Source organism: Mesorhizobium sp. M4A.F.Ca.ET.050.02.1.1, from assembly GCF_003997725.1.
In the GTDB taxonomy this organism is placed as follows: Bacteria; Pseudomonadota; Alphaproteobacteria; order Rhizobiales; family Rhizobiaceae; genus Mesorhizobium.
Window position 1 is genome coordinate 1 of record NZ_RZSG01000023.1, and the last position, 24,587, is coordinate 24,587.

The 24,587-nt window shown below is 66.0% G+C and carries 29 protein-coding genes and 1 pseudogene; 14 read left to right on the top strand and 16 right to left on the bottom strand.

What is annotated here, in order from left to right; all coding sequences use genetic code 11:
* Positions 1-64 precede the first annotated feature (64 nt).
* Complete coding sequence (gene queG, locus EOA33_RS03605; RefSeq protein WP_126057293.1) at positions 65-1,219, bottom strand: tRNA epoxyqueuosine(34) reductase QueG; 1,155 nt, start codon at positions 1,217-1,219, stop codon at positions 65-67.
* Positions 1,200-1,892 carry a glutathione S-transferase family protein gene (locus tag EOA33_RS03610; protein WP_126057292.1) on the bottom strand — a complete coding sequence of 231 codons (693 nt, stop codon included), beginning with the start codon at positions 1,890-1,892 and terminating at the stop codon, positions 1,200-1,202. The genes queG and EOA33_RS03610 overlap by 20 nt, the downstream gene beginning before the upstream one ends.
* Before the next feature lie 154 nt (positions 1,893-2,046).
* Here EOA33_RS03610 and EOA33_RS03615 point away from each other — a divergent pair, with 154 nt between their 5' ends.
* Positions 2,047-2,853, top strand: a complete 807-nt coding sequence (locus tag EOA33_RS03615) for an undecaprenyl-diphosphate phosphatase (RefSeq protein WP_126057291.1) — start codon at positions 2,047-2,049, stop codon at positions 2,851-2,853.
* 5 nt (positions 2,854-2,858) lie between these two features.
* On the opposite strand, the gene EOA33_RS03620 is transcribed toward EOA33_RS03615, so the two are convergent.
* Positions 2,859-3,236, bottom strand: a complete 378-nt coding sequence (locus tag EOA33_RS03620; RefSeq protein WP_126057290.1) for a YraN family protein — start codon at positions 3,234-3,236, stop codon at positions 2,859-2,861.
* Entirely contained in the window at positions 3,229-4,137 is a 909-nt protein-coding gene (gene rsmI, locus EOA33_RS03625; protein WP_189375665.1) for a 16S rRNA (cytidine(1402)-2'-O)-methyltransferase, read from the bottom strand. Before rsmI ends, EOA33_RS03620 begins: the two co-directional genes overlap by 8 nt.
* Positions 4,138-4,301: 164 nt before the next feature.
* Between rsmI and EOA33_RS03630 the strand changes: the two genes are divergently transcribed.
* Entirely contained in the window at positions 4,302-4,496 is a 195-nt protein-coding gene (locus EOA33_RS03630) for a hypothetical protein (protein ID WP_126057289.1), read from the top strand.
* A 73-nt stretch (positions 4,497-4,569) separates the two neighbouring features.
* Here EOA33_RS03630 and EOA33_RS03635 read toward each other — a convergent pair.
* The 6 genes and pseudogenes from EOA33_RS03635 to rph all read right to left on the bottom strand — a co-directional run.
* Positions 4,570-4,712, bottom strand: a pseudogene (locus EOA33_RS03635) (EamA family transporter); the annotation flags it as partial.
* Positions 4,713-4,746: 34 nt separating this feature from the next.
* Positions 4,747-5,067, bottom strand: a complete 321-nt coding sequence (locus EOA33_RS03640) for a low molecular weight protein tyrosine phosphatase family protein (protein ID WP_126057288.1) — start codon at positions 5,065-5,067, stop codon at positions 4,747-4,749.
* A 52-nt stretch (positions 5,068-5,119) separates the two neighbouring features.
* Positions 5,120-6,277 (bottom strand): radical SAM family heme chaperone HemW, encoded by a 1,158-nt coding sequence (gene hemW, locus EOA33_RS03645; protein ID WP_126057287.1) that lies wholly within the window; start codon positions 6,275-6,277, stop codon positions 5,120-5,122.
* Position 6,278: 1 nt separating this feature from the next.
* Positions 6,279-6,926, bottom strand: a complete 648-nt coding sequence (gene rdgB / locus EOA33_RS03650; protein ID WP_126057286.1) for an RdgB/HAM1 family non-canonical purine NTP pyrophosphatase — start codon at positions 6,924-6,926, stop codon at positions 6,279-6,281.
* Positions 6,926-7,336: a VOC family protein gene (locus EOA33_RS03655; RefSeq protein ID WP_126057285.1), complete on the bottom strand. Its 411-nt coding sequence runs from the start codon at positions 7,334-7,336 to the stop codon at positions 6,926-6,928. Before EOA33_RS03655 ends, rdgB begins: the two co-directional genes overlap by 1 nt.
* 183 nt (positions 7,337-7,519) lie before the next feature.
* The gene (gene rph / locus EOA33_RS03665; protein WP_126057284.1) at positions 7,520-8,236 is read right to left on the bottom strand and encodes a ribonuclease PH; all 717 of its coding nucleotides are present in this window, start codon (positions 8,234-8,236) and stop codon (positions 7,520-7,522) included.
* 142 nt (positions 8,237-8,378) lie between these two features.
* Between rph and hrcA the strand changes: the two genes are divergently transcribed.
* From hrcA to EOA33_RS03695, 6 genes are all read left to right on the top strand, one after another.
* Entirely contained in the window at positions 8,379-9,461 is a 1,083-nt protein-coding gene (gene hrcA / locus EOA33_RS03670; RefSeq protein ID WP_126057283.1) for a heat-inducible transcriptional repressor HrcA, read from the top strand.
* 146 nt (positions 9,462-9,607) lie between these two features.
* Positions 9,608-9,805, top strand: a complete 198-nt coding sequence (locus EOA33_RS03675) for a hypothetical protein (RefSeq protein WP_126057282.1) — start codon at positions 9,608-9,610, stop codon at positions 9,803-9,805.
* A 122-nt stretch (positions 9,806-9,927) separates the two neighbouring features.
* Positions 9,928-11,268 (top strand): sorbosone dehydrogenase family protein, encoded by a 1,341-nt coding sequence (locus EOA33_RS03680; RefSeq protein ID WP_127404964.1) that lies wholly within the window; start codon positions 9,928-9,930, stop codon positions 11,266-11,268.
* 136 nt (positions 11,269-11,404) lie between these two features.
* On the top strand, positions 11,405-12,022 hold the full coding sequence (locus tag EOA33_RS03685; RefSeq protein WP_127400527.1) for a LysE family translocator: 618 nt from the start codon (positions 11,405-11,407) through the stop codon (positions 12,020-12,022).
* Positions 12,023-12,213: 191 nt separating this feature from the next.
* Positions 12,214-13,194 carry a cysteine synthase A gene (gene cysK, locus EOA33_RS03690; protein ID WP_126057280.1) on the top strand — a complete coding sequence of 327 codons (981 nt, stop codon included), beginning with the start codon at positions 12,214-12,216 and terminating at the stop codon, positions 13,192-13,194.
* 132 nt (positions 13,195-13,326) lie between these two features.
* Positions 13,327-13,947: a glutathione S-transferase family protein gene (locus tag EOA33_RS03695; RefSeq protein WP_126057279.1), complete on the top strand. Its 621-nt coding sequence runs from the start codon at positions 13,327-13,329 to the stop codon at positions 13,945-13,947.
* Between the two features lie 159 nt (positions 13,948-14,106).
* Here the strand turns inward: EOA33_RS03695 and EOA33_RS03700 are convergent, their stop codons facing one another.
* From EOA33_RS03700 to EOA33_RS03715, 4 genes are all read right to left on the bottom strand, one after another.
* The gene (locus EOA33_RS03700) at positions 14,107-15,360 is read right to left on the bottom strand and encodes an RNA polymerase sigma factor (protein ID WP_126057278.1); all 1,254 of its coding nucleotides are present in this window, start codon (positions 15,358-15,360) and stop codon (positions 14,107-14,109) included.
* A gap of 7 nt (positions 15,361-15,367) precedes the next feature.
* Complete coding sequence (locus EOA33_RS03705) at positions 15,368-15,736, bottom strand: YciI family protein (protein WP_126057277.1); 369 nt, start codon at positions 15,734-15,736, stop codon at positions 15,368-15,370.
* Between the two features lie 206 nt (positions 15,737-15,942).
* The gene (locus tag EOA33_RS03710) at positions 15,943-16,395 is read right to left on the bottom strand and encodes a thiol-disulfide oxidoreductase DCC family protein (protein ID WP_126057276.1); all 453 of its coding nucleotides are present in this window, start codon (positions 16,393-16,395) and stop codon (positions 15,943-15,945) included.
* 179 nt (positions 16,396-16,574) lie between these two features.
* Entirely contained in the window at positions 16,575-16,721 is a 147-nt protein-coding gene (locus EOA33_RS03715; protein WP_126057275.1) for a hypothetical protein, read from the bottom strand.
* 363 nt (positions 16,722-17,084) lie between these two features.
* On the opposite strand from EOA33_RS03715, the gene EOA33_RS03720 reads away from it, so the two are divergent.
* Both EOA33_RS03720 and ligD read left to right on the top strand, forming a co-directional pair.
* Positions 17,085-17,948, top strand: coding sequence for a Ku protein (locus EOA33_RS03720; protein WP_126057274.1), 864 nt, complete (start codon positions 17,085-17,087; stop codon positions 17,946-17,948).
* A 12-nt stretch (positions 17,949-17,960) separates the two neighbouring features.
* On the top strand, positions 17,961-20,477 hold the full coding sequence (gene ligD / locus EOA33_RS03725) for a DNA ligase D (RefSeq protein WP_127404965.1): 2,517 nt from the start codon (positions 17,961-17,963) through the stop codon (positions 20,475-20,477).
* A gap of 14 nt (positions 20,478-20,491) precedes the next feature.
* Here ligD and EOA33_RS03730 read toward each other — a convergent pair whose 3' ends face one another.
* Positions 20,492-21,166, bottom strand: coding sequence for a winged helix-turn-helix domain-containing protein (locus tag EOA33_RS03730; RefSeq protein WP_126057272.1), 675 nt, complete (start codon positions 21,164-21,166; stop codon positions 20,492-20,494).
* A 172-nt stretch (positions 21,167-21,338) separates the two neighbouring features.
* On the opposite strand from EOA33_RS03730, the gene EOA33_RS03735 reads away from it, so the two are divergent.
* Both EOA33_RS03735 and EOA33_RS03740 read left to right on the top strand, forming a co-directional pair.
* Positions 21,339-21,707 (top strand): NIPSNAP family protein, encoded by a 369-nt coding sequence (locus tag EOA33_RS03735; RefSeq protein ID WP_127404966.1) that lies wholly within the window; start codon positions 21,339-21,341, stop codon positions 21,705-21,707.
* The gene (locus EOA33_RS03740) at positions 21,704-22,048 is read left to right on the top strand and encodes an antibiotic biosynthesis monooxygenase (RefSeq protein WP_126057270.1); all 345 of its coding nucleotides are present in this window, start codon (positions 21,704-21,706) and stop codon (positions 22,046-22,048) included. Before EOA33_RS03735 ends, EOA33_RS03740 begins: the two co-directional genes overlap by 4 nt.
* A gap of 9 nt (positions 22,049-22,057) precedes the next feature.
* Here the strand turns inward: EOA33_RS03740 and mbfA are convergent, their stop codons facing one another.
* Positions 22,058-23,041, bottom strand: a complete 984-nt coding sequence (gene mbfA, locus EOA33_RS03745) for an iron exporter MbfA (protein WP_126057269.1) — start codon at positions 23,039-23,041, stop codon at positions 22,058-22,060.
* 173 nt (positions 23,042-23,214) lie between these two features.
* On the opposite strand from mbfA, the gene EOA33_RS03750 reads away from it, so the two are divergent.
* Both EOA33_RS03750 and EOA33_RS03755 read left to right on the top strand, forming a co-directional pair.
* On the top strand, positions 23,215-23,538 hold the full coding sequence (locus tag EOA33_RS03750) for a hypothetical protein (protein WP_127404967.1): 324 nt from the start codon (positions 23,215-23,217) through the stop codon (positions 23,536-23,538).
* 117 nt (positions 23,539-23,655) lie between these two features.
* On the top strand, positions 23,656-24,587 hold a 932-nt coding region (locus EOA33_RS03755), incomplete at its 3' end, for a threonine/serine dehydratase (RefSeq protein ID WP_145989059.1).

Here is a 24,587-nt window from a genome sequence, read left to right on the forward strand (position 1 = left end):
CGGTTGGCGCGGGCGAATGCCTTGCCGGAATAGCCGGCGCCAAAGACGAGGAACTGCTTTTCACTCATGCATGCACCTTTGCTGGCAGCGCCGACAGCCATTCGTCGCGCACTGTCATGTCATCTTCGGTTGCCAGGGCGGTGGCGGCCAGCTGGGCGAAGTCGATAGCAGGCAGAAGCCTGGACAATGCCCAGACGGCAGCGCCCCTCACCAGTGGCGAGGCATCGTCGAGCAGGCCGCGCACCACGCCCGCCAGCGCGGCGCCGCCCGAATTGCCGGCGGCGATCAATACGTTGCGGATGAACCGGTCGCGGCCGATGCGCTTGATCGGCGAGCCCGAGAAGAAGCTGCGGAAAGCTGCGTCGTCGAGCGCCAGCAGCTCCGCCAGCGGCGGCTCGCGCAGGTCGTCGCGCGCGGCAAGCTTGGCCTCCGAGGCGGCTTGGGCGAACTTGTTCCACGGACAGGCGGCCAAACAATCGTCGCAGCCATAGATGCGGTTGCCGATCTTGTCGCGGAATTCGCGCGGGATCGGCCCCTTGTTCTCGATGGTGAGATAGGAGATGCAGCGCCGCGCATCGAGCCGGTAGGGCGCCGGGAAGGCGTCGGTCGGGCAGGCGTCGAGGCAGGCGCGGCAGGAGCCGCAATGGTCCTCTTCCGCTGTGTCGGGCGCGAGCTCGGCGGTGGTGAAGATTGTGCCGAGGAACAACCAGGAGCCGTGTTCGCGGCTGACCAGGTTGGTGTGCTTGCCCTGCCAGCCCAGCCCGGCGGCTTCGGCCAGCGGCTTTTCCATCACCGGGGCGGTGTCGACGAAGACCTTCACGTCGCCGCCGGCGCGGGCGACGATCTTGCCTGCGATCTCCTTCAGCCTGCCCTTCATCACCTCGTGATAGTCACGGTTTTGCGCATAGACCGAGATCGCGCCGCGGTCGTGCTTTGCGAGAATGCCGCGCGGATCGCGGTCCGGGCCGTAATTCATCGCCAGCACGATGATCGAGCGAACCTCTGGCCACAGCGTGGATGGTTCGGCGCGGCGCTCGATCGTCTCGGCGATCCAGCCCATCGAGCCATGAAAACCGTCGGCGACGAATTCGGCGAGTCTGGCCGGCGCCAGCGGGATGGCGTCCGGCCGGGTGACGGCGACGGCGTCGAAACCGGCGCGCCTCGCCTCGCGGTCGATCAGCGCGCGCAGGCTTTGCGTCCTAGAAATCGAGGTCCGCATAATGCGACACCGGCGACAGGCCGCGCACCCGGTCCGACAGAAGCGGCCGGAACGAGGGCCGTGATTTAACCCTTGTATACCATTCGCGCGCCGCGCTGTGCTCGCGCCAGTCGATCTCGCCCAGATAGTCGAGCACCGAAAGGGCCGCCGCCGCCGCGAGGTCGGCATAGGTGACCCTGTTGCCGGCCAGCCAGTGGCGGGTGCCGGCCAGCCAGTTGGTGTATTTCATGTGCTGGCGGATGTTGGCGCGCGCGGCGCGGATCGCCGCCGAATCGGGCGAGCCGCCTCCCGCCGTCTCCGGCATCACCGGCTTCAGCACGCGCTCGCGCACCAGATGCCTGGTCACCTCGCTCTCGGCCTTGTTCAGGTACCAGTCGGTCAGCCGGCGGATCTCGGCGCGCTCCATCGGGTCCTCGGCGAACAGCCGCTTGTCGCGCTTGAGCACCCCGCGCGTCTCGTCGAGATATTCGGCGATCACCATGGCGCCGACGATCGGCACGTCGCCTTCGGCGAGCAGGATCGGCAGCGTGCCGGCCGGGTTCAGCGCCAAAAACTCCTTGCGCCGCGTCCACGGCTTTTCCTCGATCAGCGCCAGCTCCTCGCCATATTCGCCGAAGGCGAGGCGCACGAACCGGCAGGTGGCGAACATCGGGTGGTGGAAGAGCGTCAGCATGGTCCCGCGATAATAAGGCGCACTGGCGAATCGCCGGCCGCGCCGGTAAGTCTTGGCCGCCCGCAAAGCGGACCGTCAGGGTGCTGCGACCTATAGGGGGACTTCCGCGCCATGACAAGCAAGCCCTTCCCCAAGCCACAATTCCGAGGTTGCCATGGATAGCCAGACCATCGTCGAAGCGCTGCTGCTCGGCCTGCTGGAGGGCCTGACCGAGTTCATTCCGGTGTCCTCGACCGGCCATATCCTGCTCGCCGGCCATTTCCTCGGCTTCCATTCGACCGGCAAGGCCTTCGAGATCCTGATCCAGCTAGGCGCCATCCTCGCCATCCTCAGCGTCTATTTCAAACGCCTGTGGCAGATGCTCACCGAACTGCCCTATGACCGGCTGACGCGGCATTTCGCCCTCGGCATCCTCATCGCCTTCCTGCCGGCGGCCATCATCGGCGCCTTGGCGCACGACTTCATCAAGACGATCCTGTTCGAATCGCCGCGGCTGATCTGCATCATGCTGATCATCGGCGGCGTGGTCCTGCTCGTGGTCGACCGCTTGGCCCTGAAGCCGGTCTATCGCGACGTCGAACGTTTCCCGACCCGGCTCTATCTGCAGATCGGCCTGTTCCAGTGCCTGTCGCTGATCCCCGGCACCTCGCGCTCCGGCTCGACCATCGTCGGCGCGCTGCTGCTCGGCGTCGACAAGCGCGCGGCGGCTGAATTCTCCTTCTTCCTCGCCATCCCGACCATGGTCGGCGCCTTCGCCTTCGACCTGTTCAAGAACCGTAACGTACTGACCTCGGCCGACCTGCCGATCATCACCATCGGCTTCGTCGCCGCCTTCGTCACCGCGCTGTTCGTCGTCCGCTTCCTGCTCGATTACGTCTCGCGCAACGGCTATTCGCTGTTCGGCTGGTGGCGGCTTGTGGTCGGCGGGCTCGGGCTGGTGGCGCTGATGATCTGGGGGTGAGGCCCTCAATTCCGCCCATAAAACGCGTTCTCGACATGCACCGGCCAGCGCCAGGGCAGCACCGCCACCATGTCGAAACGCACCGAGAGCCTGCCATAGTCGGATTGGCGCGACAGCCATAAGTCGGCGGCGCCCTCGATGCGGCGCTCCGAACCGTGGGCGATCGCCTCCATCGCTTCCATCAGCGAACGCCGCGCCTTGACCTCGACGAACAGCACCAGGTCGCCGCGCCTGGCGATCAGGTCGATCTCGCCGAGCCGCGTGCGGTGGCGGCGCGCCAGGATCCGGTAGCCTTTCAGCATCAGCGCCAGCGCCGCCAGCCATTCGCCGCGATGGCCGCGCCGATAGGCTTTCAGGCGGCCGGCGGCCGGACGCTTAGCCACCGCTGTCTCCTCCCGAGACGCCCCTGAGTTCGAGCAGCCGCCGGTAGAGCGCCTGCTTCTGGCCGCCGGTCATCTTTGCCGCTTCCGCCGCCGCCTTGGAGGCCGGCATCTCGGCGGCGAGCGACAACAGCAGACGGTCGATGTCCGCCGGCTGGTCCTCCTGCGCTTCGGCGGGGCCGACGCAGACCACAATCTCGCCCTTCGGAGTGTCGGCCGCCGCGTAATGGCCGGCAAGCGCGTCGAGCGTGCCCGTGCGCATCTCCTCGAAGGTCTTGGTCAGCTCGCGGCCGATCGCCGCCTTACGTCCGCCGCCCAGCGCCTCGACCATCGCCGCAAGCGTCTCGGCCAGCCGCCTGGGCGATTCGAAGAAGATCAGCGTCGCCGGCACACTTTTCAGCGCCTCCAGCCGTGTCAGCCGCTGGCCGGTCTTCACCGGCAAAAAACCGGCGAACAGGAAGGCGTCCGAAGGCAGGCCGGAGGCGGTCAGCGCCGCCAGCGCCGCCGACGGACCGGGAATGGGCACGACGCGGATGCCATGGTCGAGCGCCTCGCCGACCAGCCGGTAGCCGGGATCCGAAATCAGCGGCGTGCCGGCGTCCGAGATCAGCGCCACGCTCTGCCCGGCTTCGAGCGCCGCGATCAGCTTGGGCCCGGCCTCGCCGGCATTGTGCTCGTGATAGGCGGTGGCGCGGCGGCGGATGCCGTAGCGCTCGAGCAGCACGCGCGAGACGCGCGTGTCCTCGCAGGCGACGATGTCGGCGGCGGCCAGCGTCTCCAGCGCGCGCAGCGTGATGTCGGCGAGATTGCCGATCGGCGTCGCCACCAGATAGAGCGCCGGCCCCAGCGGCCGCGCCGGTATCTCGATCTGCCCGATCACATAGCTGCGTTTGTCGCTGGTCACCCTAGGCCCTCCATCCAGCCTGTTTGGCACGGCTGATGTCCGGTTGCAAAACGTGACGAGGACGTAATGTGGCCGCCATGCCTTTGCCATACTGCGGAACGAAACCGTGACCGGCGAATTCTATCCGTGAGTCTCGTTTGTCTGTGAGTCTCGGGAGGCACAGGATGGATAGCCTGAAGATTCAGGACGTTTTCGAGCCCTACTATGCGGGCCGCAAGCGTTTCGCCATGCGAAGGGACAAGAGCCTGCCGGCCAGCGCCGATGGCGTCGCCGGTAAAACCGAAGCCAGGAAGCGGCGTTTGCGCCGCCGGCCGAAGACCAGACTCAAGGCCGAAACCGACAGCACGACGGAGCACTGACCGGACGATGCCCAATCGCTTCGATATCTTCATCAGCCGTCTCGAAACCAAAACCGCCCGCGAAGGCGTGCCGCTATCCCCGATAAGCGACCAGCACCGCCCCCGCCGCGATAAGGAAAACGCCAAGCCAGTTCGCTCCGGAGAGGCGCTCGCCGAGAAGGACCGCGCCAAACACCGCCACAAGCACGACGCTTAGTGCGGTGCGACGGGCGCGGACGGCTCTCGAACGCGGGGGGGACGGCGGTATCCCTTAGAGATACCGCGACACTTTCGCTTCCAGAAGCTGCACCAGCTCCGGATCCATGAATTCATAGTCGTCCGGGATGTCGAGGCAGATTAACCGCGCCTTCTTCAGGCTCGACCGGAATTTCTTCTGCAGCTTGGCGCGGTGCGCCTTTTCCATCACGAAGATGATGTCGGCCCAGGCGACGAGCTCATGCGTCAGCGGATTGTCGGCGTCGTGATTGGTGCCGGCGGATTCGACCTCGATATCCCTGCGTTTGGAAAACACCTGCTCGGCCGTCGGGCTGCGCAAGCGGTTCTGGCTGCAGACGAAGAGGACGTTCTTCAAGGGTTGTTACTCAAGCATGATCTTGTCCGAAAACCGGTATCCACTTTCGGGCTTAGCGCGCCAGGTCCGCCACCACGGCATCCAGCACGATCATCCCGGCCGTCGTCGCCCGCAGCCGCGAATTGCCGACCGGCGCGACAAGCCCTTCTTCCTGCAGCACCGCCAGTCGCGCGCTTGACAGGCCGCGTCCGGAAAACGCCTCGTAGCGCGACAGGTCGATGCCTTCGGCCAGCCTCAGCCCCATTAGCAGGAACTCGTCGGCCTCTTCCGAGCGCGTCAAAATCTCGCCGCCGGTGACGCCATGGCCCCTGGCCTCGACCAGATTGGCCCAGGTCTCCGGCATCCTCTCGGCGATCGTCACCGTGCGGCGCCCGTTCTCAACGAATCGGCCATGCGCGCCGGGGCCGACGCCGACATATTCGCCGTAGCGCCAGTAGGTCAGATTGTGCCGGCTTTCCGCGCCAGGCCTGGCATGGTTGGAAATCTCGTAGGCCGGCAGCCCATGCGCGGCGGTCACCTCCTGCGTCAGCGCGTAGAGATCGGCGGCATGGTCGTTGTCGGGAATGGTGAACTTCTTCGCCGCGTGCAGCGCGTGGAACGGCGTGCCTTCCTCGATCGTCAGCTGGTAGAGCGAAAGATGGTCGGCGGCATGGCCGATCGCCTGCTCGAGCTCGGCCTGCCAGCCCTCCGGCGTCTGGCCCGGCCGGGCATAGATCAGGTCGAAGGAGAGGCGCGGAAAGATCTCGCGGGCGAGACCGATGGCGTGCAGCGCCTCCTCGACATTGTGCAGCCGGCCGAGGAAACGCAGATCCTTGTCGTTCAGCGCCTGCACGCCGAGCGACACCCGGTTGACGCCCGCCGTTCGGTAGCCGCGGAAGCGTTCGGCCTCCACCGAGGAGGGATTGGCCTCCAGCGTCACCTCGATGCCGCTGGGCACCGTCCAGTTCCTTGCCACGGCGTCCAGCACGGTGGCCACCGTTTCCGGCTTCATTAGCGACGGTGTGCCGCCGCCGAGGAAGATGCTGGTCACCTCGCGCGGCCCGGTGCGGGCGCGCATCGTCGCCAGTTCCGCCTCGAACGCGCGCGCAAAGCGTTCCTGGTCGACCGGCTGGTGGCGGACATGGCTGTTGAAGTCGCAATAGGGGCATTTGGCCGCGCAGAACGGCCAATGGATGTAGACGCCGAAGCCGGGGCCGCGGTCGAGCAGCATCTCAGGCCGAGCCCAGCCGCGCTTTGGCGAATTTCTGGAAGGCGCGGGCGCGGTGCGACAGCGCCGTCGGCTGGCCGGGCTTCCAGCCGTGCTTTTGCTCGGCGCTCATCTCGCCGAAGGTCTTTTCGAAACCATTGGGCAGGAACACCGGATCGTAGCCGAAGCCGAGCGTGCCGCGCGGCGGCCACACCAGCGTGCCTTCGGCCTCGCCGCGATAATATTCGGCCTCGCCGTCGGGAAACGCCAGGCAGATGACAGCGACGAAGCGGCCCGCGCGCTGCGCGGCTTCAGCCGCGCCGACTTCCTGCAGCGCCACCTCGGTGCGCTGCATGGCCATGCCGAAGTCGCGGCTGCCGTCGGGCGTCTCGGCCCAGTTGGCGGTGTAGACGCCGGGCGCGCCGTCTAGCGCGTCGACGCAGAGGCCGGAATCGTCGGACAGCGCCGGCAGGCCGGTGGCCTTGGCCGCGGCATATGCCTTGATGTAGGCGTTCTCCTCGAACGTCGTGCCGGTCTCGTCCGGCTCGGGCAGGCCGTACTCCTTGGCCGATTTCGCCTCGAAGCCGAATGGCGCCATCAGGTCGGCGAACTCGCGCAGCTTGCCTTCATTGTGGCTGGCAACGACGATCTTGTGTCCGTTCAAAGAATGCATCACAGGCCCCAGATCCTTGGCTCGGCGAATTCGATCGAATTGCCCGAAGGGTCGCGAAAATAGATCGAGCGCCCGCCTTGCGGCCATTCGAAGTCGCTTTCGATGGCGACATCTTTCGCCGCGAGGTGCTGGCGCCAACCGGCAATCTCCTCCGCGCTCGCGGCAAAGCAAAGATGGCCCTCGCCCACTGTGCCATGCGGCGGCACCTTCAGCCTGGCATCGGGTGCCGGCGGGATCTTGGTCGCCTCGGCGTTGAACAGCAGCAGCACGCCCGTCCCGCAGCGGAAGAAGACGTGGCGGCCTTCGACCCTGCCGATCAGGTCGAGGCCGAGCACGTCGGCATAGAATTGCTCGGCAGCGTGTAGGTCGGTGACGTAGAGCGCTGATTCCAAAATTGCCGAGGGTGTCACGAGGCACCCCCCTCTGGCCTGCCGGCCATCTCCCCCTCAAGGGGGGAGATTGGCAGTTCTCGTGCCGCTGCACCCCTTGCACCGCCGATAATTGGCGAAGGCCGGCCGTATATCCAATCTCCCCCCTTGAGGGGGAGATGGCCGGCAGGCCAGAGGGGGGTGCCCAGGCTCGGCATTCGAAACCTACGCCACCGCCATCTGCTGCAGGCTGACCAAGCGCGAAATGCCTTTCTTGGCGAGGCCCATCAGCGACGCGAACTGCTCCTCCGAGAACGGCTCGCCTTCCGCCGTGCCCTGGATCTCGACGATACCGCCCTTGCCGGTCATGACGAAATTGGCGTCGGTGCCGGCCGAGGAATCCTCGAGATAGTCGAGGTCGAGGACCGGCTGGCCGTCATGGATGCCGCAGGAGATCGCCGCGACATGGTCCTTCAGCACCTTGGCGACGCTGGCCATCTGCCGCGCCTCCATCCAGCGCAGGCAGTCATGGAGCGCCACCCAGCCGCCGGTGATCGAGGCGGTACGGGTGCCGCCATCGGCCTGGATCACGTCGCAGTCGACAGTGATCTGCTGCTCGCCCAACGCCTGCAGGTCGACCACGGCGCGCAAGGAACGGCCGATCAGCCGCTGGATTTCCAGCGTGCGGCCGCCCTGCTTGCCGGTTGAAGCCTCGCGCCGCATGCGCTCGCCGGTCGAACGCGGCAGCATGCCGTACTCGGCCGTCACCCAGCCCTTGCCGGAATTGCGCATCCAGGCCGGCACTTTTTCCTCCAGGCTTGCCGTGCACAGAACATGCGTGTCGCCGAACTTCACGAGGCACGAACCCTCGGCGTGCTTGGAGACGCCGCGCTCGAAGGAGATGGCGCGCATTTCGTCGGCTTGGCGTTTGGAGGGGCGCATCGAGGCCTCTTTCTTCTTTCTTTTGGTTTTCAAGGATTCGTTGGCGGCTTGTAGACGCATGCGGCGCATGGCGCAAAGGAAAATGGACCGGGTTGCGCGGGCACGGCCTAAGTCTATATTTGAGCAGGAGGTTTTGGCTCGAATGACCAAGGCAGTCGATCCGGCATCGCAGTCGCCCGCGCTCCAGTCGCTTGATATGCGCTCGCGCGATATCTTCCGGCGCATCGTCGAATCCTATCTCAGGGATGGCGAGCCGGTCGGCTCGCGCAGCCTGTCGCGCATCCTGCCCTCTTCGCTGTCGCCGGCCACCATCCGCAACGTGATGAGCGATCTCGAGCATCTCGGCCTGATCTATGCCCCGCATATCTCGGCCGGCCGTTTGCCGACGCAGACCGGCCTGCGCTTCTTCGTCGACGCCTTTATGGAGCTTGGCGACCTCTCCGACGAGGAGCGCCGCATCATCGAAGCGCAGGTGCGCGCCTCCGGCTCGGGCGCCACGCTGGAGCATATGCTGACCGAGGCCAGCCAGATGCTGTCGGGCATGTCGCGCGGCGCCGGCCTGGTGCTCGCCGCCAAAAACGAGGTGGCGCTGAAGCACATCGAGTTCATCCAGCTGGAACCCACCAAGGCGCTGGCCGTGCTGGTGTCGCAGAACGGCGACGTCGAGAACCGCGTCGTCGACCTGCCCGCCGGCACCACCGTGTCGCAGCTGCACGAGGCCTCCAACTTCCTCAACGCCCATATCCGGGGCCGCACACTGGCCGAGGCGCGCGTCGAGATCGCCCGCATCAAGGACGAGACCAGGGCCGCCCTCGACACGCTGTCGCAGGACCTGGTCGAAAAGGGCCTGGCGGTCTGGGCTGGCGCCGAAAGCGGCCTGCCGGCACGGCTCATCGTGCGCGGCCGCGCCAACCTGCTCGAAAACGTCACCGCCCAGGCCGACATCGAATTGCTGCGCCATCTGTTCGAGGATCTGGAGACGCAGGACGGGCTGCTGCAACTGCTCGACCTCGCCGAGGAAGGGCCCGGCGTGCGCATCTTCATCGGCTCGGAAAACAAGCTGTTTTCGCTGTCCGGCTCGTCGCTGGTCGTGGCGCCCTATCGCGACAAGGACGCCCGTGTCGTCGGCGCACTCGGCGTCATCGGTCCGACGCGGCTTAACTATGCCCGCATCGTGCCGATGGTCGACTATACGGCGCAGCTCATTTCGCGCATGCTGCGTTAGGTGTGAGGCCGGCCTGCAAATGGCGATCTCCCGCGCTTCCGGTGCTCACGTACTTCAAGTACGCTCCGCTCCGGTTCTCGGAGACCACCATTTTCGACCCGGCCTGACCGGATCTCAGTACACCTAGGCAGTGGAGGAGAAGAAAAATGGCGCTGGAATCGCTCAAGGCCCAGATCAGCCTGCTGCTCGAGGAAATGGTCAACCAGCCCGAGGACCAGCACGAGATACGGGAGCAGCTGCGCGAGAAGTTGCAGGAATTGCGCGCCATGGGCCTGCCGCTGCCGGCCGATCTGGTCGCGTTGGAAAGGCGCCTGGACGATGATTTCTATGCGGAAGGCAGCTGAGCACCCACTACCACCCTTAAGTTCACCTGTGCCCCCTTCGTTGCGGAACGCCGGTCTGATTTTTCCGTTTGTCCCGTACCTGGCCTTGACTGCCCATGGCCAAACCAACCCTGGAGGACGGTATGATCCGGTTTGCCAGTCTTGCGGGAGCTGCCATGCTCGTCGCCACCGCAGCGCTTGCGGACCAGCCGGTGCTGACCGGCAGCAAGGCTTTCGGCGACTGGAAGGCCGACCGTCCGGGAGTGCGCCGGCTGATCAAGCCGCAGGACCTGCCGGCGCCCTACCGCACCCGCTCGTCATCGAACGGCCCGGGCGTTGGCGATCGTCCCGAAGGGGTCAAGCCGCTTCTACCGCCCGGCTTCTCCATCGAACTCGTTGCTTCCGGCATCGACAATCCACGCGTCGTACGCGTGGCACCCAATGGCGACCTGTTTGTCGCCGACAGCAAGGCCAACCAGATCCGCGTCTATCGCCTCGCCGAGGGCGGCGCGAGGCCGGCGCAGCAAGCCATTTTCGCCGAAGGGTTGACCCGGCCCTATGGCATCGCCTTCTACCCGTCGGGCGACAGGCCGCAATGGGTCTATGTCGCCAACAGCAACAGCGTCGTGCGCTTCGCCTACCGCGAAGGTGACCTGAAGGCGCAGGGCAAGCCGGAAACCATCGTCCCGGACATCCCCTCCAGCCATCACTGGACGCGCGACATCATCTTTTCGCCTGATGGCAAGACGCTCTACCTATCGGTCGGATCGGGCTCCAACGTCGCCGAGGACATCGGCGCCGAGCCGGAAGGCGGGCTCGCGCAATGGGCGGCGTCGGCACCGCTCGGCGCGAGCTGGGGACCGGAGGAAGGGCGCGCCGACGTTCTGGCCTTCGATCCGGACGGCAGGAACCGGCGCAGCTTCGCCACCGGCCTGCGCAACTGCTCCGGCATGACGGTGCAGCCTCAGACAGGCGCGCTCTGGTGCCTCGTCAACGAGCGCGACGGGCTCGGCGACAACGTGCCATTCGAATATGCGACGACGGTCAGGCAAGGCGGCTTCTATGGCTGGCCCTGGTATTACATCGGCGCCAACGAGGACCCGCGCCACAAGGGCGCGCGCCCCGACCTTGCTGGCAAGGTCACTGTTCCCGACGTGCTGATGCAGGCGCATTCGGCGCCGCTCAGCATCGCCTTCTATGACAAAAAGAGCTTCCCGGCCGAGTATCAGGGCGATGCCTTCGTCGCCCTGCACGGCTCCTGGAACCGCGGCGTGCGCACCGGCTACAAGGTGGTGCGGCTGAAATTTGAGGATGGCAAGCCGACCGGCGCGTATGAGGATTTCGCCACCGGCTTCGTCATCTCCGACGACGATGTCTGGGGCCGGCCGGTCGGCGTCACTGTCGCGAAGGACGGCGCGCTGATCCTCACCGAGGACGGCAACGGCACCATCTGGCGCGTCACCTATGGCGACGGCCGGTCCTGATTGAGCCGGCCTGGGAATCCTGTTGGGGCCGCCTCGGGTTGACCCGGCGAGATCTGGTGCAATCGAATCCAGTCCTCAGGAAATTCAATTCCATTCGGATGTATGCGACAAGGCGCACTCATCTGGACCGAAAGCCATGACGCTCACCGGATTTGTCGCTTACAGCGCCGCCCTCGGCATCGCCGCTGCCATTCCGGGCCCCGGCGTCACCGCGCTTGTGGCGCGGGCGCTGGGTTCCGGCTTCCGTTCGTCGCTGGCGATGTCGTTTGGCCTGATCCTCGGCGATCTCACCTATCTCACCGCCGTCATGCTCGGTCTTGCCTTCGTCGCGCAGACTTTCGGCATGGTTTTTCTCGCCATCAAATGGGCCGGCGTCGCCTATCTCGCTTTCCTCGGCTGGCGCTTCTGGACCAGCGGCATCACGCCGGAGACTGTCGAGGCGCGAAAGGGCAAGGGCGGGCTCGTCGCCTCCTTCCTTGCCGGCCTCACGGTGACGCTCGGCAATCCGAAGACGATGATCTTCTACCTCGCCATCACGCCGACCATCGTCGACCTGAAGACGATCACGCTGGCCGACTATGGCATCCTCGTCGCGCTCACCGTCATTGTCCTCTTGGTCGTGCTGGTGCCCTATCTGGCGCTCGCTGCGAAGGCGCGCTGGTTTCTGAAGTCGCCGCGCGCGCTGAAGGCGCTGAACCGCACGGCCGCCGGCTTCATGGTCGGCGCGGCGGCGGCGATCGCGGCCAGGCAATAGAGCACCCGTCTCATCGCGCTTCCGTTTCGGCCAAACCATTCCGGAAACAAGCCGATCCGGAAAATGCTATTCCGGGGCGGCAGCGTTTTCAGCACGCGCCCCACTCGGATATTTTCGACCGGCAGCCTATCTTGCGCGGCTGAAAGCCCTATTCTGTCGCTGATGCAATTGCCTGTCCTGGGAGCGAAACAATGAACAAGCCCGTCACCTCCGCGCGCGTGCCCGGCCGCGGCCGCGTCTTCAATTCGATCACCGAGACGATCGGCGACACCCCCCTGGTGCGGCTCGACAAGTTCGCGAAGGAAAAGGGCGTCGTCGCCAATCTCCTGGCCAAGCTCGAATTCTTCAACCCGATCGCCTCGGTCAAGGACCGTATCGGCGTTGCCATGATCGAGGCGCTGGAAGCCTCTGGCAGGATCGCCCCCGGCAGGACGACGCTGATCGAGCCGACCTCCGGCAACACCGGCATTGCGCTCGCCTTCGCCGCCGCCGCCAAGGGCTACAAGCTGATCCTGACCATGCCGGAGACGATGTCGGTCGAGCGGCGCAAGATGCTGGCGCTGCTCGGCGCCGAACTGGTGCTGACCGAAGGTCCCAAGGGCATGAAGGGCGCCATCGCCAAGGCCGACGAGCTTGCCGCCACCTTGCCCGACGCCATCATCCCGCAGCAGTTCGAGAATCCGGCCAACCCCGAGATCCACCGCCGCACCACGGCCGAGGAGATCTGGAACGACACCCAGGGCGAGGTCGACATCTTCGTCGCCGGCATCGGCACCGGCGGCACCATCACCGGCGTCGGCCAGGTGCTGAAGAAGCGCAAGCCCTCGCTGCATGTCGTCGCCGTCGAGCCGGAGGCTTCGCCGGTGCTGTCCGGCGGCCAGCCCGGCCCGCACAAGATCCAGGGCATCGGCGCCGGCTTCGCGCCGAAGATCCTCGACACCACGATCTATGACGAGATTGTCAGGGTCTCCAACGAGGATTCCGTCGCCAATGCGCGGCTTGTCGCCCGCCTCGAAGGCGTGCCGGTCGGCATCTCGTCGGGCGCCGCGCTGCAGGCGGCGATCGTCGTCGGCTCGCGGCCAGAGAACAAGGGCAAGACCCTGGTCGTCGTCATCCCGTCCTTCGCCGAACGCTACCTGTCGACCATCCTGTTCGACGGGCTGGGGGCGTAAGCCTCCTCAATGAACGGTCGCGGGACGCTGGACCGCTGAAAAAACCCGTGTGGCGTCCGCGCCGCGCTTGAGCGCGGCACCGCTTCCGGTGCAAACCTCAACCGGCCCCGCGCGGGCGGTTGGGAGGGATTGATGTACAGACTTTACACACGCCCCGGCAGCGGCGGCTTCGTCGTCGAGGCGGCGCTTGCCCTGGCCGGCGCGCCGTTTGACCAGATCGACGTGCCGAAGAAGGACCCGCCCGACCAGGCCTTCCTCGACATCAGCCCGTTGAACCAGGTGCCGGTGCTGACCTTGCCGGACGGCCGATCGATCACCGAATCGGCGGCGATCTGCATTCTGCTCGCCGAGCGCCATCCGGAAGCCGGGCTGGCGCCGGCGGCGGGTTCGCCGGCCCGCGCCGACTTCCTGCGCTGGATGGCCTTCATGTCGTCGGTCCTCTACCCGGCGGGGCTGCGCTACTATTATGCCCATCGCTACACCGTGACGCCGGACGGCGTGGAGGCGGTGAAACAGGCCGCGCTGAACGAGACGGAGCGCGGCTTTGCCATCCTCGACAAGGCCCTCGCCGGCCGCGACTGGCTGGTGGGCGAGCAGCTATCGCTGGCCGACATCTACCTGATCATGCTGGTGGCCTGGCATCCCGAGATCGGCAAGGTCGCCGCTGCCTGGCCCGATATCGAGCGCCTGTGGGCCAGGCTGCGCGATCATGAGCTGATCCACAAACTGAATGCCGCCCACGCGATGTGGTGAGCGGCCTCTTACGAGGTTGCCGGGAAAAGGCCATCATAGCAGGCCGGAACCTTGTCCTGGAGAGAGCCCATCGAGCAGAAAGCCGAGGCCTTTCCGGAAAGCACCATCCCAAATGGAAGAGATGGGAGTTGGCTGGCGGCGCTCTAATCGCGCCGCGGCCTAGTTGCTGCCCGCTGTGAGCTTCGCCCGCTTTTCCTGCAGGAAGCGGCGCACGGCCGGGTCCCGTTCGAGGCCGATCGCGCGGTCGTAAGCCTCGGCCGCCAATCCGGTCGTGCCGAGCCTCGCCAGCAGGCCGGCGCGGGCAGCCCAATAGGGCTGATAGTCAACCAGCCGCTTGTCGTCACCCAGCACGTAAAGCGCTGCCAACCCGGCCGCAGCGCCCTCATCCTCGGCGATCGCCACGGCGCGGTTGATCGCCACAACAGGCGAGCCGGCGACGGCCAGCAGCGCGTCGTAAAGCTGGCGGATCGCTGCCCAGTCGGTGCGGCCGCCGCGCCGCCGCGCCGTGTGGGCCGATTGCACGGCCGCCTCCAGCTGGTAGCGGCCGATGATCCCCTTGGCGGCGGCACGTTCGAGCAGGTCTTCCGCCTCGTCGATCAGCGTGTCGTCCCAGAGCGCGGTGTCCTGCTCGGCAAGCGGCACAAAGTCACCTTCCGGGCTGCGTCGCGCTGCCCGCCGCGCTTCGGCAAACAGCATCAGTGCCAGAAGCCCTACCGCCTCCGGCTCGTCCGGCATCAGCGAGGCCGCCAGCCGGCCGAGCCAGATGCCCTCGGTGGCGAGGTTGCGGCGCCGCGTCTCGGTGCCGGCAGGATCGGTCCAGCCTTCGGCGAAGGCGGCGTAGATCGCCTCCAGCACCGCGTCCAGCCGCTCGCCGAGCTCGGCCCGCTCCGGCACCCGGAACGGAATGCCGATCTCGCGGATCCGGGTCTTGGCGCGCACCAGGCGCTGGCCCATCGTCGCCGGCGAGACCAGGAAGGCCGAAGCGATGGTCGCCGCGTCGAAGCCAAGGATGGTCTGCAGGATCAGCGGCGCGCGCACGCTGGCCTCGATCGCCGGATGGGCGCAGGCAAACATCAGCCGCAACCGTTCGTCCGGCAGCTCTTCGTCGGTCATGCGGGCCTCCACCTCCTCGGCGATCAGCTTGAGATGATCGCGCGCCGCCTCGCCGGTTTGCCGCCGCCGCACCGCATCGACGCCCCGTCGGCGCGCCACCGCGAGCAGCCAGGCGTCCGGCTTTTCGGGCACGCCGGTCTGCGGCCAGCGCTCGAGCGCCGCCGCGAAGGCATCCGCCAGCGCGTCCTCGGCGCCGGCGACATCGCGCGTGCGCGCCGCGAGAAAGGCGACCAGCTTGCCGTAGCTTTGCCGGGCGGCCGCTTCCGCCGCCGCCCGCGCGATCTCCGGTCGATTGTCCATCACTGGGTCAATTCGCGGACGGATAGTCGCTCATTTCCCAGATCGGTCGCACCTCGATCGTGCCGGCGCTGGCGCCCGGGCAGCGCGCCGCCCAGGCGATGGCCGCGTCGGCGTCCTCGGCCTCGATCATGTAGAAGCCGGCGAGCTGCTCCTTGGTGTCGGCATAGGGGCCGTCGAGCACATTGGTCTTGCCGTCGGCCGTGCGCACCGCCGTTGCGGATTGCGTCGGCCGCAGCCGGTCGCCGGCGAGCCAGGCGCCGGATTTCTTCAACGCCTCGGTATAGGCGCCATAGGCGGCGCTGATCTCGTAGGTCTTCTCGCTCGGCGCGGTCGCCATCGCGGCTTCGTTCGCGTAGATCAAAAGCATGTATCGCATGGTCTTCTCCCGTTTTCTCGAAGGCCGCGTCATCGCCGGCCTGACCAATGTCGCCTGGGCCAGGCGGATTTCGACAGGTGCTACGAAAATCTTTCGACCCGCGCGGCGCCTTGCGCAAGCCGGCGGCGATGATCCGTGAATTTGCGAGGATTGTCGGGAGGCCGAATCTCGCCGCCGGCCAGGCTCCGACCAGCCGTGGCGGGATTCTAGCCGATCAGCCGCTCCCGCAGTTCCGGCGACGGGATCTCGCAGCTGCCCGTCCTGCCGAACAGGGCGTAGCGATTCTTGGCGATGCGGTCGTAGAACCAGTCGCGCAGCGGCCGCGGCAGGGCGAGCAAAACCTTCGCCGTGCGCCATGGCCAGCCAAGCTCGGCCATCACGGCGATGAAGCCGTCCAGTTGGGTGAAGGCCTTTCCGTCGATCAGGGTCAGGCTGGTATCGTAGCTGTCGGTCGCCAGTCCGTGCTTGCGAAACAGCGCTTCGCCGAACGGCGACTGCGCCGTGGCGAAACGAAAGCGCTTCCCGCGGTCGAACCGCACCACCGTCCGCACGAAACCCGAGCAGAACACGCAGACGCCGTCGAAGACGATCAGCGGCTGGGTTGCATCGTAAGCTTGCGGCGGAGGAAGGGGACGCTTCGGTTCGGGCAGGTCAATCATGTCGGCCCCGGCTGCTGGTGTCGTCAGACACTAAGCCAGCCGGCGGCGGCGTCAAAGCGGTGGCGTTGTCGCACGCCGCCGACCGGCCAGCGCGGGGCGCTCGGCGCGATAGGTGGTTGCGCGATGGCTGTCGGCCGGTTTGCAGATCCGGCTGTCATGACGGCTCTCCAGCGTCATGATCAGTGCGCGCTGATGCCGAGCGAGTTGCCGCGGCGGGCGCAGGCCGGGCCTGGGCCGCGCATGTAATAACGCTCAGGCCGATAGGTCGGCGCGACGAATTCACGGATGGCGGCGGCGTAGCCGGCAATGTGGTTCCAGAACTTCATTTCCCTGTCCCTGTCCCGATTTCGGATGTCCCGTCCGAATTGCGGGCATCATAGCGTCGAGGCGTGAATAGTCGGTGAACGTGATGTTAATTTCTGGTCCGAAATGCCCCGCTTCGTGGCCGGAATGCGGCTGATTCGGGGTCTTTCCGAGCCATTTGTCGGCATCTCGCCCAATGTGACTTTTGCATCACATATGTTTCGCCCCGATGTCGGTTGAGCGCGGTTCTGTTTCAATCGCGGGCGCCTCGACGAAATTTCCGTGCGCCGCCCGGGAAAGTCAGGACCCAGTCTGGAGGCGGCCTCCCGGAACCGGAGCGGGTTCTGCCCGTTCTCGGTTCAACCACCCTGCTCACGGAGTTCGTCATGGCGCCGCGCCCGGCCTGGAAAGGCTATCTCAAGCTGTCGCTGGTCACTTGCGCCATCGAGCTGACCAACGTCGTCACCCACGCCGAAAAGGTCTCCTTCCGCATCCTCAACCGCAAGACCGGAAACACCGTGAAGCGCATCTATGTAGATGCCGAGACCGGCAAGCCGCTGGAGGAAGGCGACGAGATAAAGGGCTATGAGGTCGAGGACGGCGAGTTCATCCATATCGAGGAAGACGAGATCGAGGCCGTCCAGATCGAGTCCTCGCATACGATGAGCCTCGACGGCTTCGTCGACAAATCCTCGATCCGGCAGATCTACCTCGACACGCCCTATTATGTCTCGCCGGCGGACAAGGTGTCGGAGGAGGCCTTTGCCGTCATCCGCGACGCCATGGCGGGCAAGAAGATGGCCGGCCTCGCCCGCATCGTGCTCTACCAGCGGGAACGCCCGGTGGTGATCGAGCCGCTCGGCAAGGGCATGGTGCTGACCACGCTGCGTTACGACAACACAGTGCGTCAGCCCGACAGCGTCTTTGGCGATATCAAGCCGGTCAAGACCGACGATGAGATGATAGACCTTGCCGAACACATCATCGACCGGAAGGGGGCAAAATTCGATCCGTCGAAGTTCGACGACCGCTACGAGGATGCCCTGCTCGAGCTGATCCGCGCCAAGAAGGCCGGCAGGAAGGCGCCAAAGGCCAAGGCGCCGCCGAAGCCTTCCAATGTCGTCAACCTCTTCGATGCGCTGAAGAAGAGCCTGAACGCGGAAGGCGCGGGCAAGGCCGCGTCGAAGGCGAAGGCAAAGCCAAAGGCCGGACGGGGCAAGGCCTCCGCTCCGCGGCGCAAATCGGCATAGGAGGCCGCAGCCATGGCCAGCCTCGAGCAGTATCGGGCCAAGCGGGATTTCAGGAAGACCGCCGAGCCGGCCGGCAAGCTGTCGCGGAGCGGCAAGAAGGCCGCCGGCATCTTCGTCATCCACAAGCATGCGGCGACCAGGCTGCACTACGACCTGCGCCTCGAGCATGACGGCGTGCTGTGGAGCTGGGCGGTGACGCGCGGCCCGAGCCTCGATCCGCATGAGAAGCGGCTGGCCGTGCACGTCGAGGACCATCCGATCGATTACGCGCCGTTCGAAGGCACCATCCCGAAGGGCGAGTATGGCGGCGGCTCGGTCATCGTCTGGGATGAGGGCAAATGGATTCCGGAAGGCGATCCGGCCAAGGCGATGAAGAAGGGCCATATCGGCCTCGAGCTGGAAGGCCACAAATTGCATGGCCGCTGGCATCTGGTGCGGCTGAAGCCGCGCTCCGGCGAAAAGCGCGACAACTGGCTGCTGATCAAATCCGACGATGCCGCCGCGCGCCCCGGCGAGGACATCCTGAAGCAGGAGCCGAAATCGGTGAAATCCGGCCTGACGATCGAGGAGGTCGGCGAGGGCAAGACGGCCAAAGGCGCGAAGCCGAAAGTCTGGCACTCCAACAAGCCGGCCGCCGGCAAGGCAAGAGCCGGGCCTGCCAGCCGGCTGGAGTTCATCGAGCCGCAGCTCGCCACGCTGGAGAAGGATGCGCCATCCGGCGACGATTGGCTGCATGAAGTAAAATTCGACGGCTACCGCATGCAGGCGCAGGTCGCCGGCAGCGAGGTGAGGCTGCTCACCCGCGCCGGCCTCGACTGGACCTCAAAATTCGACGGCCCCGTCACCGCCGCGCTCGCCGGTCTGAAGTGCCGGGAAGCCGTCATCGATGGCGAGATCATCGTTCTGGCCGACAGCGGCGTGTCGTCCTTCGCCCTGCTGCAGGCCGATCTGTCGGCCCGCCGCGGCGACCGCTTCGTCTACTATGTCTTCGACCTGATGCGCCTCAACGGCGAGGATCTGCGCCGCGAGCCGCTGGTCGAGCGCAAGCAGGCGCTGGCTGAACTGCTCGGCGACCAGCCGGAAGATTCAGCGCTGCGCTTCAGCGACCATTTCCATGAGCCCGGCAAGATCATGCTGCAGCATGTCTGCCGCATGGGCCTGGAAGGCGTGGTTTCGAAACGCGCCGACGCGCCTTACCGCAGCGGTCGTGGCCTCACCTGGGTGAAATCGAAATGCACGCTGCGCCAGGAATTCGTGATCGGCGGCTATCTGCCGTCCGAGAAGACCGGACGCGGCCTGCGTTCACTGCTGGTCGGCTATCACGAGCGCGGCAAGCTCCACTATGCCGGCCGCGTCGGCACCGGCTTTTCCGGCAAAATGGCCACCGACCTCAAGAAAAAACTCGACGGCCTCACGGCAAGAACCTCGCCCTTTTCCGCCGCCGTGCCCAAGGGAAAGGGCCTGGTCTGGGTCAAGCCTCAACTTGTCGGCGAAGTGGAGTTCCGCAGCTGGACCGCGGACCGTATAATACGTCACGCCTCGTTCCAGGGATTGCGCGAGGACAAGCCGGCGGAGGAAGTCGTGCAGGAAAAACCGAAGCGGGCCTCCGGCAAGGGCGAAAGCGATGCGGGCGGCGGCACGGCGACGCCAAAGGCCGCCTCGGCTGGAGTGGCAAGGACGTCGGTGAAACTATCCCATCCGGACAAGCTGCTGTGGCCCGACGAGAAGGTCTCCAAGCTGGACCTGCTCGACCATTACGCGCTGGTCTGGCCGCGCATGGAACAATTCGTCGTCAACCGGCCGCTCAGTCTGGTGCGGGCGCCGGACGGCATTGGCGGCCAGCGCTTCTTCCAGAAGCATGCCTCGCCCGGCATGAGCGACAAGATCGCCCGGATGAAGGATCCGACCGATGGCGAGGAGATCCTGTTCATCAAGGATTTCGACGGGCTTGCCGCGCTGGTCCAGTACGGTGTCGTCGAGGTCCATATCTGGGGCTCAACCGTCGACGAGCTGGAGAAGCCCGACCAGATCATCTTCGACCTCGATCCCGACGAAGGCGTCGACGTCAAGGCGGTGCGCGAGGCGGCGCTCGACATCCACAAGCAGCTGGACGAGCTGTCGTTGCCCAACCTCGTCAAGACCTCCGGCGGCAAGGGCTATCACGTGCTGGTGCCGCTGAAGCCGTCGGCGGACTGGGACGAGGTCAAGGACTTCGCCCATGATTTCGCCCGCGCGCTGGAGCAGGCCGCGCCCGACCGCTACACCGCGACGCTGTCGAAGAAGGCGCGCACCGGCAAGATCTTCGTCGACTATCTGCGCAACGGCCGCGGCTCGACGACGGTCGCCCCGTACTCCTCGCGCGCCAAGAAGGGGGCGACGGTGTCGATGCCGGTGACCTGGCCGGAACTCGAGAAGGGTCTGGCGCCGAATGCCTTTCCGCTCGGCGATTCCACGACGCTGAAGCAGCTGGGTGAAGCCAATCCGTGGAAGGACTTCTTCAAGCTGGGCAAGCCGTTGAAACGCGGCTGATCACGGAAGGCGCATCAGGCGAGAAACACCTTCTCGAACGCCTGCCTGCCCGGCGGCGAAAACACCACGGCGCGGCTGTCCTTCTCGCGTCGGGCCCATTTCTCGGCGATGATCTTGTCGAGGATGGCGGCGCCCAGCGTGCCGGCGAGATGCGAGCGCCGCACACTCCAGTCGAGACAGGCGCGGCAGACCGGCCGTCGCGCCTTGGCCTCGACATCGATGCCGAGCGCGGAAAAATGCGAGGCCGCTGCCGGGCCAAGCCTGATTTCGCGGTCGTGCCGTAGCAGGACCTTTCGGTCGACGAGTCGGTCGAGCATCGCCACCGCCTGCTCGCCGGCGAGATGGTCGTAGCAGACCCGCGCCACCCGCATCGCCGCGTCGCGTGGCCCCGGCCGCACGCGCTTCGGGCCGACGGCCTCGGCGACGCCGATGATCGCTTCGATCATGCCCGCCACTTGCGGCCCGGCAAGCCCGTAGTAGCGGTGCCGGCCCTGGCTGGCCAGGGTCAGCAATCCACCCTCCATCAGCTTCGACAGATGCGAGGAGGCCGTCGGAAGCGACACGCCGGCCTCGAGCGCCAGTTCCGATGCGGTCAATGCCGTGCCGCCCATCAGCGCGGTGAGCATGTTGGCACGGGCCGGATCGCCGACCAGGCTGGCGGTGCGGGCAATGTCCGGTCCTTCGCGCATAGTTTCATCTCCATCGAAGCATTCTCGCCAGAAAACCACTATCCTGCGGTCAGATCAAGGAGATGGCGACGACGCTCCTGACATCGGATTGCCTATCACACCCGAAGCGCGCGATGCTTCGAGCGTGCTCTAACTGTCGCCGCAGCAAACCCAAGCCGACGAGGAGACGACCATGACCATCACCTGCTTCATCCGCTACGAGATCGACCCGTTCGGCAAGGCGGCATTCGAGCAATATGCCCGCGCCTGGGGGCAGGCCATCCCGCGCTGCGGCGCCGACCTCATCGGCTATTTCGCGCCGCATGAAGGTTCGGCCACCACCGCCTATGCCGCCTACAACATCGAGAACCTCGCGGCCTACGAAGCCTACCGCGCCCGGCTTGCCGCCGACCCGGCCGGCAAGGCGAACTACGAATTCGCGCGGCGCGAGAAATTTATCCTGAAGGAGGACCGCATCTTCCTGAGACTGGCGTCAGGTCCGCATGGGCCGCGGCAGATGTTCCAGACCGACGTAACGGTCAAGGAAGGGATGGAAGCATGATCGCCGTCATCTTCGAGGTCGAGCCGGCTCAGGGAAGGCGCGATGCCTATCTCGGCATCGCGGCGGCGCTGCGGCCCCAGCTCGACGGCATCGACGGCTTCATCTCGATCGAGCGCTTCCAGAGCCTCGCCGATCCGAACCGCGTCCTGTCGCTGTCCTTCTGGCGCGACGAGGACGCGGTGAAAGCCTGGCGCAACACCGAAGAGCACCGGCAGGCGCAGAAGGCCGGCCGCGGCGGTATATTTGCCGGCTATCGTCTGCGCATCGCCCACGTCGTGCGCGACTACGGCCTCACCGACAGGACCGAGGCGCCGCAGGATAGCCGGGCGGTGAATGGGTGAGAGAAGGTGCTACGCATTGCCGATCAGCACGCCGGCCGCGAAGACCAGCGCGCCGCCCAGCACCACCTGGAACGCGGCGCGCCAGAACGGCGTCTGCATGTAGCGGTTCTGCACAAAGGCGATCGCCCACAATTCGAAGAACACCACCACGGCGGCGACCGCCGTCGCCGTCCAGAAGAACGGGATGAGATAGGGCAGCGCATGCCCGAGACCGCCCAGCGTCGTCATGATGCCGACGGTCAGTCCGCGCTTCAGCGGCGAGCCGCGGCCCGACAGCTTGCCGTCGTCGGAGGCGACTTCGGTGAAGCCCATCGAAATGCCGGCGCCGATCGAAGCGGCCAATCCGACCAGGAAGGTCTGGAACGTGTCGTGCGTGGCGAAGGCGGCGGCGAAGATCGGCGCCAGCGTCGACACCGATCCGTCCATCAGCCCGGCCAGTCCCGGCTGCACATAGGTGAGGATGAACTGGCGCTGCTCGGCCGTCGCCTCCTCGATCTTGATCTCGCCCGGAACATGCTCCTGTTCCAGTTGGTGAGCCGAGCTCTCATGGCCCTGCTCGGCCACCGCCAATTCGTCGAGCAGTTTGCGGGTCGAGGCATCGGTGGTGCGCTTGGCGGCCTCGACATAGAAGCGGTAGGCCTGCTGTTCCATCGCTTCGGCCTGCCGGCGCACGGCCTCGATGCCGAGCGGCCTGACCAGCCAGTCGGGCTTGCGCTCGTAATAGCCCCTCACGTGCTCGCGCCGGATCAAGGGGATGCGCTCGCCGAAACGCTTGCGGTAGACCTCGATCAGCGAATCGCGGTGGCCGTCCTCTTCCTCCGCCATGGCCTCGAACACCTTGGCCGATTGCGGGAAGTCTTGCGCCAGCCCGTCGGCATAGGCGCGGTAGATGCGCCCGTCATCCTCCTCCGAGGATATGGCCAGCGCCAGGATCTCCTGCTCGTTGAGCGAATCAAAGGAACGGCGGCCGAAGCCGAAGACACGGGAAAGCATGAGCAAGTCACCCTAGATTAGAATTATTCTAAACTAGGGTTGGACCCGCGGCCGGTCAATCGCGCATTGCGGGCGTGCGCAAGATTTGTTGATCCGGTTGCCGGCGGGGCCTTCTTTATTACCGAACGTTCACCTATATAGCTGAACTTAAGCCAAAAGAAAGGAATCCCCGGATGCCGCCGAAAGAGCATGCGCACGCCCTTGATCCGAAACCTGTCCTCGATCTCATCGCCAGCATCGAGGCCGACCTGCAGCGCCTGAAAGGCCTGGTCGAGCAGCAGGTCGAGAAATTCGATCCCGCCAATCCGCACAACAAGTCTCCCGACGGCAAGCTGACGGAAGAGGGCGTCGAGTGCTGCTACCGCATGTTCGACAATGGCAAGTCGCGCTATTCGGTCGCTCAGCAGATGAAGATTTCGTTCGCCGCCGCCACCCACCGCTTCAACGCCTGGCGCAAGCTCGGCGGCAGCAAAAGGCAAAGAACGCTGTTGGGGTGAGGGGCGGCGCCAACGGCAGCTATAATCCGCCAACCTTGTAACCATCACATTTTTTCGTTGGCGCGCCGCGGCCTTTTCCGTGCACCATGGGCGGTCTGTTTGCTCAAGGCCGCGCCCATGACCGTCCCTCCCGGCATCGCCGATATCCGCAACGCCGCGGCGCGCCTCTCCGGCCTGATCGTCGAGACGCCGCTGATCGAATCGCCGGAGCTCAACAAGCGCTATGGCGGCCGCATCCTGTTCAAGCCGGAGACGTTGCAGCGCACCGGCTCGTTCAAGTTCCGCGGCGCCTACAACAAACTGTCGTCGCTGAGCGCGGCGGAGCGCGGTCGCGGCGTCGTCGCCTTCTCCTCGGGCAATCACGCGCAGGGCGTCGCCGCTTCCGCCGCGATGTTCGGCGTCAAGGCGGTCATCGCCATGCCGGCCGACGCGCCGGCGATGAAGATCGGCAATGTCCGCAAGATGGGCGCCGAGGTGGTTCCGTTCGACCGCTTTCGCGATGACCGCATGACGGTGGTTCGTCCCTGGCTGGACAAGGGCATGGCGCTGGTTCCGCCCTTCGACGATCCGGCCATCATCGCCGGCCAGGGCACGATCGGCCTCGAGCTGATGGCCCAGGCCAGGGCTCTCGGCGTCAGCCTCGACGCGGTCGTCATTCCCTGTGGCGGCGGCGGCCTGTCGAGCGGCATCTCCGTTGCCGTCAAGGATGCCTCGCCGGACACCGCGGTCTGGGCCGCCGAACCGGAACATTTCGACGACACCCGCCGTTCGCTGGCCAAGGGTGAGAGGGTCGCCAACGAGCCCGGCCACACCTCGATCTGCGACGCCATCCTCACCGCCGAGCCCGGCGCCATCACCTTCGAGATCAACCGCAAAAACCTCGCCGGCGCTGTCGCCGTGTCCGACAAGGCGACGGCGCAGGCGATGCGCGACGCCATGGCCCATCTCAAGCTGGTGGTCGAGCCCGGCGGCTGCGTGGGCCTCGCCGCGCTCTCGTCCGGCGAGATCGATCTCGCCGGCAAATGCGTCGCCGTCGTGCTCTCTGGCGG

What these genes read in the sequence shown, in the direction of transcription:
- queG (WP_126057293.1), bottom strand. Translation starts at nt 1,219, where the DNA reads ATGCGGACCTCGATTTCTAGGACGCAAAGCCTGCGCGCGCTGATCGAC.
- EOA33_RS03610 (WP_126057292.1), bottom strand. Translation starts at nt 1,892, where the DNA reads ATGCTGACGCTCTTCCACCACCCGATGTTCGCCACCTGCCGGTTCGTG.
- EOA33_RS03615 (WP_126057291.1), top strand. Translation starts at nt 2,047, where the DNA reads ATGGATAGCCAGACCATCGTCGAAGCGCTGCTGCTCGGCCTGCTGGAG.
- EOA33_RS03630 (WP_126057289.1), top strand. Translation starts at nt 4,302, where the DNA reads ATGGATAGCCTGAAGATTCAGGACGTTTTCGAGCCCTACTATGCGGGC.
- hemW (WP_126057287.1), bottom strand. Translation starts at nt 6,277, where the DNA reads ATGCTGCTCGACCGCGGCCCCGGCTTCGGCGTCTACATCCATTGGCCG.
- rdgB (WP_126057286.1), bottom strand. Translation starts at nt 6,926, where the DNA reads ATGCATTCTTTGAACGGACACAAGATCGTCGTTGCCAGCCACAATGAA.
- rph (WP_126057284.1), bottom strand. Translation starts at nt 8,236, where the DNA reads ATGCGCCCCTCCAAACGCCAAGCCGACGAAATGCGCGCCATCTCCTTC.
- hrcA (WP_126057283.1), top strand. Translation starts at nt 8,379, where the DNA reads ATGACCAAGGCAGTCGATCCGGCATCGCAGTCGCCCGCGCTCCAGTCG.
- EOA33_RS03675 (WP_126057282.1), top strand. Translation starts at nt 9,608, where the DNA reads ATGGCGCTGGAATCGCTCAAGGCCCAGATCAGCCTGCTGCTCGAGGAA.
- EOA33_RS03680 (WP_127404964.1), top strand. Translation starts at nt 9,928, where the DNA reads ATGATCCGGTTTGCCAGTCTTGCGGGAGCTGCCATGCTCGTCGCCACC.
- EOA33_RS03685 (WP_127400527.1), top strand. Translation starts at nt 11,405, where the DNA reads ATGACGCTCACCGGATTTGTCGCTTACAGCGCCGCCCTCGGCATCGCC.
- cysK (WP_126057280.1), top strand. Translation starts at nt 12,214, where the DNA reads ATGAACAAGCCCGTCACCTCCGCGCGCGTGCCCGGCCGCGGCCGCGTC.
- EOA33_RS03695 (WP_126057279.1), top strand. Translation starts at nt 13,327, where the DNA reads ATGTACAGACTTTACACACGCCCCGGCAGCGGCGGCTTCGTCGTCGAG.
- EOA33_RS03700 (WP_126057278.1), bottom strand. Translation starts at nt 15,360, where the DNA reads ATGGACAATCGACCGGAGATCGCGCGGGCGGCGGCGGAAGCGGCCGCC.
- EOA33_RS03705 (WP_126057277.1), bottom strand. Translation starts at nt 15,736, where the DNA reads ATGCGATACATGCTTTTGATCTACGCGAACGAAGCCGCGATGGCGACC.
- EOA33_RS03710 (WP_126057276.1), bottom strand. Translation starts at nt 16,395, where the DNA reads ATGATTGACCTGCCCGAACCGAAGCGTCCCCTTCCTCCGCCGCAAGCT.
- EOA33_RS03715 (WP_126057275.1), bottom strand. Translation starts at nt 16,721, where the DNA reads ATGAAGTTCTGGAACCACATTGCCGGCTACGCCGCCGCCATCCGTGAA.
- EOA33_RS03720 (WP_126057274.1), top strand. Translation starts at nt 17,085, where the DNA reads ATGGCGCCGCGCCCGGCCTGGAAAGGCTATCTCAAGCTGTCGCTGGTC.
- ligD (WP_127404965.1), top strand. Translation starts at nt 17,961, where the DNA reads ATGGCCAGCCTCGAGCAGTATCGGGCCAAGCGGGATTTCAGGAAGACC.
- EOA33_RS03730 (WP_126057272.1), bottom strand. Translation starts at nt 21,166, where the DNA reads ATGCGCGAAGGACCGGACATTGCCCGCACCGCCAGCCTGGTCGGCGAT.
- EOA33_RS03735 (WP_127404966.1), top strand. Translation starts at nt 21,339, where the DNA reads ATGACCATCACCTGCTTCATCCGCTACGAGATCGACCCGTTCGGCAAG.
- EOA33_RS03740 (WP_126057270.1), top strand. Translation starts at nt 21,704, where the DNA reads ATGATCGCCGTCATCTTCGAGGTCGAGCCGGCTCAGGGAAGGCGCGAT.
- mbfA (WP_126057269.1), bottom strand. Translation starts at nt 23,041, where the DNA reads ATGCTTTCCCGTGTCTTCGGCTTCGGCCGCCGTTCCTTTGATTCGCTC.
- EOA33_RS03750 (WP_127404967.1), top strand. Translation starts at nt 23,215, where the DNA reads ATGCCGCCGAAAGAGCATGCGCACGCCCTTGATCCGAAACCTGTCCTC.